The following is a 9,566-nucleotide window of genomic DNA, read 5'->3' on the forward strand; positions in this document are numbered from 1 at the left end:
GCCCACCACCCACCTCCTCTACCTCCACGGCTTCCGCTCCTCCCCCCAATCCGCCAAAGCCCGGCAGGTCGCCGCGTGGATGCAAAGCCGCCACCCCGAGGTGGTCTGGTGGTGTCCGCAACTGCCGCCTTCACCGCGGGAAGCGATGGAGAGGGTGAGCCAGGGCATCGCCGGCTGGCCGCGGGACACCATGGCGGTGATGGGTTCGTCGCTGGGCGGTTTTTACGCGACGCATGTGGCCGAAACCTGCGGCTGCAAGGCCGTTCTGCTGAACCCGGCGGTGAATCCGGCGCGCGACCTGGCGAAGTACATCGGCGAGCAGACCGCCTGGCACGACCCGAACGAACGCTTTTTCTTCGAGCCGCGGTTTGTGGATGAGTTGCGCGCCATGGAACCCGGTCCCGTGGCCCGGCCGGAAAACTACTTCGCCCTCATCGCCAAGGGCGACGAGGTGCTGGACTGGCGCGAAATGGCCGGCCGCTACCCCGGCGCGCACATCCGGTTGCTCGAAGGCGGTGACCACGCCATCAGCGACTTCGAGCGCCACCTGCCGGAGCTGATGGACTTCCTGGAACTCGCCTGAGGCCAGCCCAAGGGCGGCTGATTACACTAGCTGGTACCGCAGCCCGGACGTAGCGAGATGTTCGGTTTGCAGTACCAGAGTAACCAAAGGATGTCGTTTTGTTTGTATTGTTTGAAGAGGCCGGCAAGTTTCTGGCCGGCCGCATCTTGTCCGAAGCCGATACCTCGCTGCAGGTGGAGCTCGACTCGGGCAAACGTGTCAAGGTCAAGGCGGCCAACGCGCTGCTGAAATTTGAAAAACCCGCGCCTGCCGAGCTCGTCGCCGCCGGCCAGCGCTTGAGCGCGGAGATCGAGCTGGACCTGGCCTGGGAATTTGCGAGCGACGAGGAATTCGGCTTTGCCGACCTGGCGCGCGACTACTTCAGCGCCGACCCGGCCAAACCGGCCTCCACCGAGCAGCAGGCCGCCGCCCTGTTCCGCCTGTTCGAGGCGCCGCACTACTTCCGCCGCGCCGGCAAGGGGCGCTTTCGCAAGGCGCCGGGCGAGATCCTCCAGCAGGCGCTGGTGGCCATCGAGAAGAAAAAACAGGTCGTCGCGCAAATCAGCGCCTGGGCCGAAGAACTGACGCAGGGCAACTGCCCGGCGCCGGTGCGCGAGCAGCTCTACAAGATTTTGTTCAAGCCCGACAAGAACAGCCCCGAATACAAGGCGGTGGTCGAGGCCTCGCGCTCGGCGCACAAGGCGCCGCTGGACCTGCTGCAGCAATCAGGTGCGATTGCCTCGCCCTACCAGTTCCACTGGAAACGCTTCCTGTTTGAAAACTTCCCGAAGGGCACGGGTTTTCCGGCCGTGCAAGCGCCCGCCATCAGCGACGAATTGCCGCTTGCGGACGTCCGGGCGTTTTCCATCGACGACTCCAGCACCACCGAGATCGACGACGCGCTGTCGGTGCAGGGCCTGGGCAGCGGCACGGTCACGCTGGGCATCCACATTGCCGCGCCGGGGCTGGCGGTGTTGCCGGGCAGCCCGGTGGACGCCGTCGGGCGCGCACGCCTGTCCACGGTGTACATGCCGGGTTACAAGCTGACCATGCTGCCCGATGAGGTGGTGCAAAGCTACACCCTGCAGGAAGGGCGCAACTGCCCGGCCCTGTCGCTGTATGTGACGTTCGACGAAGCCACGCTGGCGATCCGTGAGTCGGTGACGCGGCTGGAGCAGGTGCCCATCGTGAGCAACCTGCGCCACGACAAGCTGGACCACACCTTCAACGAAGCTTTCTTCGAAGCGGCGCAGGCCACGCCACCTGCCGGCGTCGCCTGGGGCGTGGAACTGGCCTTTTTGCACCGGCTGGCCATGCACCTGAAGGCCCAGCGCGAAGTGGTGCGCGGCAAGCCGGAAAACTTCAACCGGCCCGACTACAACTTCTCGCTCGACATTGCCCCGGGCAAGGAGCCGGAAGGCAACGAGACGGTCAGCATCGGCATCCGCAAACGCGGCGCGCCGCTGGACCTGATTGTCGCCGAGGCCATGATCCTGGCCAACAGCACCTGGGGCGAGTGGATGGCCACACATGGCGTGCCCGGCATTTACCGCAGCCAGGCCAGCCTGTTGCCGGGCGTCAAGGTCCGTATGGGCACCAAGGCCCTGCCGCATGCCGGCATCGGCGTCAAAAGTTACGCCTGGGCCACCTCGCCGCTGCGCCGCTACACCGATCTGGTCAACCAGTGGCAAATCATCGCCTGCGTCAAACACGGCCGCACGGCCGCGCTGGCCGCACCGTTCAAGCCGAAAGACGCGGAACTGTTTTCCATCATCTCGGGCTTTGATGGGGCCTACAGCGCCTACAACGGTTTCCAGGCCGGCATCGAGCGTTACTGGACGCTCAAATACCTGCAACAGAACAAGATCACCGAGCTCACGGCGACGGCCTTCAAGGACAACCTGGTGCGCGCCGACGACCTGCCGCTGGTGTTGCCAGCCGCCGGGGCCCAGGGGCTGCCGCGCGGCGCCAAGGTGCGCATCCGGCTGGGCGACATCGACGAGATCACGCTCGACATCCACAGCACGGTGCTGGAGCGCCTGGACGCCGTGGTGGACGAAGCCGACGCCGAGCAGGTGGCCGAGGAAGACAACGAATCGGAAATTGCCGCTGGTCCGATTTCCATCGCCGTCGATCTGAACGAGCCGGCCGACGACGCCGCCGCCGCGGCGGGCGCTGCTTAGGGCCTGTTCACACTATTTATGCAAGATGCGTTGCGAGTCAAAAAGGCCATGCGCGAGGCGCAAAACGCAGCCGGGCTGGCGCCCGGCCAGGCTTTGCAACGCTGCGCATGGCCTTTTTGGCCGCAACCCGGAGGGAACGTGGTGAAAACAACGCCACTCGTCGTTGCACTCCTAGCCCAGCCGCCCAGGCTGAGCGTCGTCGCGCGCCTAGATTGGCGCTGTTTTAACCACGTTCGCACTTGTATAAATGGTGTGAACAGGCCCTCACCCCGATAATCCAGTCCTGTGAAGTCCCCCAGCACCCTGCAAATCGCCCTGGGCGTATCGCTCGCCCTCCATGCGGTCCTGCTGACCGTGCGTTTTGTCGATCCGGAACGTTTCAACCGGATTTTCCAGGACACGCCGCTGGAGGTGATCCTCGTCAATGCGAAGTCCAGCGAACGCCCGGACCAGGCCAAGGCCATCGCCCAGGCCTCGCTGGCCGGTGGTGGCGAGGCGGAAAAAGGCCGGGCCACCAGCCCGCTGCCGCCTTCGGCACTGACCGAACTGGGCGACGCCAGCGAAGATGCGCAGCGCAAGGTCGAGACCATGCAGGAGCAGCAGACCATGCTGCTGGCACAGATCAAAAAGCAGCTCGCCGCCATGCCGCCGCCTGACCCGAAGGTGCCGTCCGCCGACCCGGCCCAGGCCGAGCGCGAGGAAAAGCGCAAGCAGCTGATCAAGATCCTGGCCGAAATCGAACGGCGCATCAACGAGGAAAACGCGCGGCCCAAAAAGCGCTACATCAGCCCCGCCACCCGCGAGGAGGTGTATGCCGTGTACTACGACACGCTGCGCCGCAAGATCGAGGAAAAGGGGACGGTGAACTTTCCCGAGCAGGCCGGCAAAAAACTCTACGGCGAACTCACCATGGTGCTTACGGTGAACCACGACGGCCGCATCCTGTCCACCGAGGTGGCCGAAACCTCGGGCAACCTGACGCTGGACCGGCGGGCGCAGGGCATTGCACGCAACACCGGCCCGTTTGACCGTTTCAGCGAGGCCATGCGCCGCAAGGCCGACCAGATCGTGGTGGTCTCGCGTTTCAAGTTCGCGAACAATGAGACGCTGGAAACCAAGCTCCTTGAGCGATGAGCGGCCCCATGGATCACTATTGCGTCCTCGGCAACCCGGTGGAACACAGCAAGTCGCCTGCCATCCACGCGCGTTTTGCCGAGCTGACCGGCCAGGCCATGGACTACCGCAAGCTGCTGGCGCCGCTGGACCACTTCGCCCAGGCGCTGCAGCAATGGATAGACAGCGGCGGACGCGGCTGCAACGTGACCGTGCCCTTCAAGTTCGAGGCTTTCCGGCTGGCCACCGTCGCCACCGAACGCGCCCAGCTGGCGCAGGCGGCCAACACGCTGAAATTCGACGCCGGCCGCATCGAAGCCGACAACACCGACGGCATCGGCCTGGTCAATGACATCCAGAACAATGCGGGCGTCCAACTGGCCGGGCGTGACCTGCTGCTGCTGGGCGCCGGTGGGGCCGCGGCCGGCGTGCTGGGGCCGTTGCTGGCGGTCGGTCCGCGCCGCCTGGTTGTCGCCAACCGCACGCATACACGCGCGGTCGAGCTGGTGGCGCGCCACGCCAGCCATCCCTCGCTGCAGAAACTGCTACAAAAAACAGAGCTGGTGGCGCAGGAGCTGCAAGGGCTGGACGCCGATTTTGATGTGATCGTCAACGCCACGGCGAGCAGCCTCAGCGGCGCGGCCATCACGCTGGACCCACGCCTGCTCAAACCCGGTGCGCTGGCCTACGACTTGATGTATGGCGCGGCTGCCCAGGGGTTTACCGACTGGGCACGGGCCCACGGCGCGGTGCCGCGCGACGGCCTCGGCATGCTGGTGGAGCAAGCCGCCGAATCCTTCCTGTTCTGGCGCGGCGTGCGCCCGCCTTCTGCCCAGGTGCTCAAGGAAATGCAGCAACAGCAAAAGGCCGCGGCATGAAAGCCGTGCTGCGCTGGATCCTGCTGGTGCTGCTGGCCACCGTGGCGCTGCAGCTTTATTTTGTCGGCCGCATCGTGCTGATGGCCGTGGTGGATCCGCAGTCCACGGCCTTCCAGCGTTCCGAAGCGTACCGTCTGGTGACGGAAAAGGGCGAGCTCAAATGGCGCCAGCAGTGGGTGCCTTATGCCGAGCTGCCTGCCAACCTCAAGCGCGCGGTCATCGCGTCCGAAGACGCCACCTTCATCGAGCACGAAGGGGTGGACCTGGAAGCCCTCGAAAAGGCCTGGGAGAAAAACACCCAGGCCGAGCAGCGCGCCGACAAGGCTGCCAGCAGGCTGTCCAGCCGCGCCGCGCCGGCGGGCATGGCCAAGGCCGCCAAACCACCCAAAATTGTGGGCGGCTCCACCATCACCCAGCAGCTGGCCAAAAACCTGTTTCTCTCGGGCGAACGCACCCTGATGCGCAAGGGCCAGGAGCTGGTGCTGACCCTGCTGCTCGAAGCCCTGCTGAGCAAGCAGCGCATCCTGGAAATCTACCTCAACAATGTCGAATGGGGCGAAGGCGTGTTCGGCGCCGAAGCCGCGGCCCAGCACTATTTCCGCAAGCCCGCCTCGAAACTCAGCGCCTACGAGGCCGCGCGCCTGGCCGTCATGCTGCCGCGTCCCAAGTACTTCGAGACCCGCCCGGGCTCGGGCTACCTGGCGTCGCGCGCCTCCACCATCGCCGCGCGCATGGGCGGGGTGGAGGTGCCATGATGGAGGAACAAGGGAATAACGATTACGCTTCCCGACCAGCCGGGGCCGCGGAACCGGCTTTGGCCTGTCCTGAGCTTGCCGAAGGGCCGGGCCGCAGGCGCAGCGCCCCCCCGGGGGGCAGAGAGCGACACGCAGTGCGCGAACGTGGGGGCTCAAAATGTTAGCGAAGCTGATGAGCCTGTTCCTGCTCGGCCTGATCCGTGCGTTGACCGGCGCGCAGGCACGCTGGCAGGGCTGCCCGCCCAAGGCCGAGCAGCGCATTTATTTCGCCAACCACCAGAGCCACGCCGACCTGGTGCTGATCTGGGCCGCCCTGCCCAGCGAGCTGCGCAGCATCACGCGGCCCATCGCCGCCAAAGACTACTGGACCAAAACGCCGTTCAAGCAGTGGCTCACCACGGCCGTGTTCAACGCGATCTACGTGGACCGCGCCAAGACCGGCGACCAGGACCCGCTGGAGCCACTGATCGATGCGCTTGAAAGCGGCGACTCCATCATCCTGTTTCCGGAGGGCACACGCGGCAACCAGGAGGAGCCGCAAGCCTTCAAGTCGGGTCTGTACAACCTGGCGCAGAAATTTCCGCAGGTGGTGCTGGTGCCGGCGTGGATCAACAACGTGCAGCGCGTCATGCCCAAGGGCGAAGTCGTGCCGGTGCCCATCCTGTGTTCGGTCACCTTCGGTGCGCCCATGGCGCTGCAGGAAGGCGAGGACCGCGCCGCCTTCCTGGCGCGCGCGCGCGACGCCGTGCTGGCGCTGAGGGAGAGCTGATGAGCAGCTTTCTGCGCAACCTGAGCCCGTCCAGCCAAGTCGGCCTGCTGTTTGTCGTGGTGTTCGGCCTGCTGATCGTGGCCGGCATCGCGGCGCTCATCATGTCGCTGCGCGACAGCGGCGAGGACCAGATCCGCACCCAGGACATCAAGGAGTTCAGCAGCCTGCTCAACACCTCGTGGATCATGTGCACCGTGTTCTGGATCGGCTGGGCCCTGGGCGAGACGGTGGCCACCCTGCTGTTTGCGCTGGTAGCCTTTTTCGCCCTGCGCGAATTCATCACGCTGTCGCCGACCCGGCGCGGCGACCACCGCAGCCTGGTGCTGGCTTTTTTTGTGGTGCTGCCGGTCCAGTTCTGGCTGGTCATGACCGAGCGCTTTGACCTGGTGACGGTGTTCATCCCGGTGTATGTGTTCCTGGCGATCCCGGTGGTCAGCGCCCTGGCCAACGATCCGCAGCGTTTTCTGGAGCGCAATGCCAAGCTGCAGTGGGGCATCATGGTCTGTGTCTATGGCATCAGCCATGTGCCGGCCCTGCTGCTGCTGGACTTTCCGGGCTACAGCGGCAAAAACGCCTTCCTGGTGTTTTTTCTGGTGTTTGTCGTGCAGACCGGCATGCTGGTGCAACACTTGGCCGCGCGCAAGTGGCCGCGCCCGCCCACGGCGCCCCAGGTGAGCCAGAGTTTTCACTGGAGCAGCTGGCTGATCGGCTTGGGCGTCGGGGGTTTTGTTGGCGGGCTGATGTCGGGCCTGACACCGTTCAAGCCAGCGCAGGCCGTGGCCATGGCGCTGATCGCCTGCGTGGCCGGCTCACTCGGCCACCTGGTGATGAAAGCCCTCAAGCGCGACCGCGGCATCACCAACTGGGGCAGCGAAGGCCGGTCGGTCACCGGCGCCAGCGGCCTGCTGGACCGCGTCGACGCCCTGTGTTTTGCCGCGCCGGTGTTTTTTCATTCGGTTCGGTGGTATTTTGGCTTATGAGCCTGTTTAGCACGATCAGGAAAGTGCGCCGCGCCGGGCCGCCCCAAGCAAACACAGCCCCCTCGGGGGGCAGCGTATTACACGCAGTGAAAAGCGTGGGGGCTCGTCTCCAATGAGAATTCTCGGCATCGACCCCGGCCTGCAGATCACCGGCTTCGGCGTGATCGACGTGGAGGGCCACGCGCTGAGCTACGTCGCTAGCGGCACCATCAAGACGACCCACCTGGACCGCGGCAACCTGCCGGCGCGGCTCAAGGTACTGTTCGACGGCATCTGCGAAATCAGCGCCCGCTACACGCCCGACAGCTCGGCCTGCGAGATCGTGTTTGTCAACGTCAACCCGCAGGCCACGCTGATGCTGGGCCAGGCGCGCGGCGCCTGTGTCACGGCCCTGGTCAGCTGCAACATCGAGGTGGCCGAATACACACCGCTGCAGATGAAAAAGGCGGTGGCCGGTTACGGCAAGGCCGGCAAGCCCGAGGTGCAGGAGATGGTGATGCGCCTCCTGAAATTGCCGTCACTGCCGGGCAAGGACGCCGCCGATGCGCTGGGCCTGGCGATCACCCATGCCCATGTGGGAGGCTCCGCCGCCATCCTGGCGCGCGCCGCGACGCTGCAGCGCAAATCCACCGCATCGTTCAAGGACGGCCGGCATTACTGAAATGCAGCTGTGAGGTAGGTGAGAGGCCGCATGATGCGCACAGCCTTGACGCCTGTTCCTGTCAGGCCACGCGGTCCGTAATCAGTACGGCAAAAAAGACGAAAGCGGCCACCACGGTCCATTTGAGGATGGCGAGCCCAGCACGCTTGTAGCGGACCTGGGAAGTGATCGCATAAAGCGCAAAGGACGCGCCGGCCGCGAACAGCAGAAGGAAAATGGCGACACGAAAAACCGGCATTCATCCTCCTGCGTGCGACCCGGCAGCTACCAGGCCCGCGCCAGGGTCGCAAAACCCTGGGGCGCTTTTTTTTCATCGTCGAAGGTGACGACTTCCCAGGCATCTTCGTGCGACAGCAGCTCGCGCAGCAGCTTGTTGTTCAGCGCATGGCCGGAACGGAAGGCCGTGTAGGCGGCCAGCAGCGGCTTGCCGAGCAGGTACAGGTCGCCCATCGCATCGAGGATCTTGTGTTTGACGAACTCGTCGTTGTAACGCAGGCCGTCGGTGTTGAGCACCTTGTAGTCATCCATCACGATGGCATTGTCCAGGCCGCCGCCGAGGGCCAGCCCGTTGGCGCGCATCATCTCGACGTCCTTGGTAAAACCGAAGGTGCGGGCGCGCGCGATGTCGCGGCTGTAGGAGCCACTGCCCATGTCGAACTCCACCCGCTGGCCGGTGGAATCCACCGCCGGGTGGTCGAAGTCGATTTCAAACCCGAGCTTGTAGCCGTTGTAGGGCGACAGACGCGCCCATTTCTCGCTGGCGCCCTGCCCTTCCCGCACCTCGACCGGCTTGAGAACACGGATGAAACGCTTGGGCGCCGCCTGCAGTTCAATGCCGGCCGACTGCAGCAAAAACACAAACGAGGAGGCCGAGCCGTCGAGAATCGGCACCTCTTCGGCCGTGATGTCCACATACAGGTTGTCGATGCCCAGGCCGGCACAGGCCGACATCAGGTGTTCAACCGTGTGCACCTTGGCGCTGCCGCTGGAAATCGTTGAAGCCAGGCGCGTGTCGGTCACCGCCTGCGCGGAAATGGGAATATCCACCGGCTGCGGCAAATCCACGCGCCGAAACACAATGCCCGTGTCCGGCGCCGCCGGCCGCAAAGTCAGCTCGACCCGCTGACCGCTGTGCAGGCCCACACCGACCGCCTTGGTCAGGGATTTGAGGGTTCTTTGGGCGAGCATGGGTTATTTTAATGGGGGTAGGTGAACCGCGGGTAAAGCACGGGTAATAGGGGATGCACCAAGACAAGCCTGCACAAGCTTCCAAAGCATTGGTGCTTCAGACAAGCCGGGTCTCGCCCCGGCGGGCGAGGCACTTTACTTTTGCTTCGCCAAAAGAAAGTACCCAAAGAAAAGGCGACCCGATGGTCTGGGACCCTTCGCTTCGCTGCGGGCACCCTGCGGTGCTCGCCGAAAGTGGGGTCGAGCTCGAACTCGGCTGCGCCTCAGACAATCGCTCGCCCTGATCCACTTTCGGCTGCGCTCCTCGGCCCAGCCCGACGGGTGGGGAACGAATGCAGGATCGGATGCGGGGAGACGTGACGCGCACAGCGCGTCACGTCGTTCTTACGCGGCAGTCATGTTTGCACGCGAGTGCAGCACACGTAGCCAAATGAAGTCCCCCGCCATCGCCCAGCGGGGCGAGGGAGGGGTTAGGGG

At 64.9% G+C, this 9,566-nt stretch carries 10 protein-coding genes; 8 read left to right on the plus strand and 2 right to left on the minus strand.

What is annotated here, in order from left to right; genetic code table 11:
* The 8 genes from B7G52_RS22395 to ruvC form a co-directional block, all read left to right on the plus strand.
* Positions 1–583: YqiA/YcfP family alpha/beta fold hydrolase (locus B7G52_RS22395; RefSeq protein ID WP_141397531.1), on the plus strand; the 583-nt coding region annotated here is incomplete at its 5' end.
* Between the two features lie 98 nt (positions 584–681).
* Positions 682–2,745 carry a ribonuclease catalytic domain-containing protein gene (locus tag B7G52_RS22400; protein WP_096699875.1) on the plus strand — a complete coding sequence of 688 codons (2,064 nt, stop codon included), beginning with the start codon at positions 682–684 and terminating at the stop codon, positions 2,743–2,745.
* A gap of 285 nt (positions 2,746–3,030) precedes the next feature.
* Positions 3,031–3,879: an energy transducer TonB gene (locus tag B7G52_RS22405; protein ID WP_096699876.1), complete on the plus strand. Its 849-nt coding sequence runs from the start codon at positions 3,031–3,033 to the stop codon at positions 3,877–3,879.
* A complete protein-coding gene (gene aroE, locus B7G52_RS22410; RefSeq protein WP_096699877.1) occupies positions 3,876–4,736 on the plus strand; it encodes a shikimate dehydrogenase in 861 nt (286 codons plus the stop codon). The genes B7G52_RS22405 and aroE overlap by 4 nt, the downstream gene beginning before the upstream one ends.
* Entirely contained in the window at positions 4,733–5,491 is a 759-nt protein-coding gene (locus B7G52_RS22415) for a transglycosylase domain-containing protein (RefSeq protein WP_096699878.1), read from the plus strand. Before aroE ends, B7G52_RS22415 begins: the two co-directional genes overlap by 4 nt.
* Positions 5,492–5,648: 157 nt before the next feature.
* Complete coding sequence (locus B7G52_RS22420) at positions 5,649–6,260, plus strand: 1-acyl-sn-glycerol-3-phosphate acyltransferase (RefSeq protein ID WP_096699879.1); 612 nt, start codon at positions 5,649–5,651, stop codon at positions 6,258–6,260.
* The gene (locus tag B7G52_RS22425; RefSeq protein WP_096699880.1) at positions 6,260–7,240 is read left to right on the plus strand and encodes a phosphatidate cytidylyltransferase; all 981 of its coding nucleotides are present in this window, start codon (positions 6,260–6,262) and stop codon (positions 7,238–7,240) included. The genes B7G52_RS22420 and B7G52_RS22425 overlap by 1 nt, the downstream gene beginning before the upstream one ends.
* 112 nt (positions 7,241–7,352) lie before the next feature.
* The gene (gene ruvC / locus B7G52_RS22430; protein WP_096699881.1) at positions 7,353–7,901 is read left to right on the plus strand and encodes a crossover junction endodeoxyribonuclease RuvC; all 549 of its coding nucleotides are present in this window, start codon (positions 7,353–7,355) and stop codon (positions 7,899–7,901) included.
* Between the two features lie 61 nt (positions 7,902–7,962).
* Here ruvC and B7G52_RS23715 read toward each other — a convergent pair whose 3' ends face one another.
* Together B7G52_RS23715 and lpxC are read right to left on the minus strand one after the other, a co-directional pair.
* Positions 7,963–8,139: a hypothetical protein gene (locus tag B7G52_RS23715; RefSeq protein WP_170954853.1), complete on the minus strand. Its 177-nt coding sequence runs from the start codon at positions 8,137–8,139 to the stop codon at positions 7,963–7,965.
* A gap of 26 nt (positions 8,140–8,165) precedes the next feature.
* Positions 8,166–9,089 (minus strand): UDP-3-O-acyl-N-acetylglucosamine deacetylase, encoded by a 924-nt coding sequence (lpxC, locus tag B7G52_RS22435; protein WP_096699882.1) that lies wholly within the window; start codon positions 9,087–9,089, stop codon positions 8,166–8,168.
* Between the last annotated feature and the right edge of the window lie 477 nt (positions 9,090–9,566).

It is taken from the genome of Polaromonas sp. AER18D-145 (assembly GCF_002379095.1).
GTDB lineage: Bacteria > Pseudomonadota > Gammaproteobacteria > Burkholderiales > Burkholderiaceae_C > Polaromonas.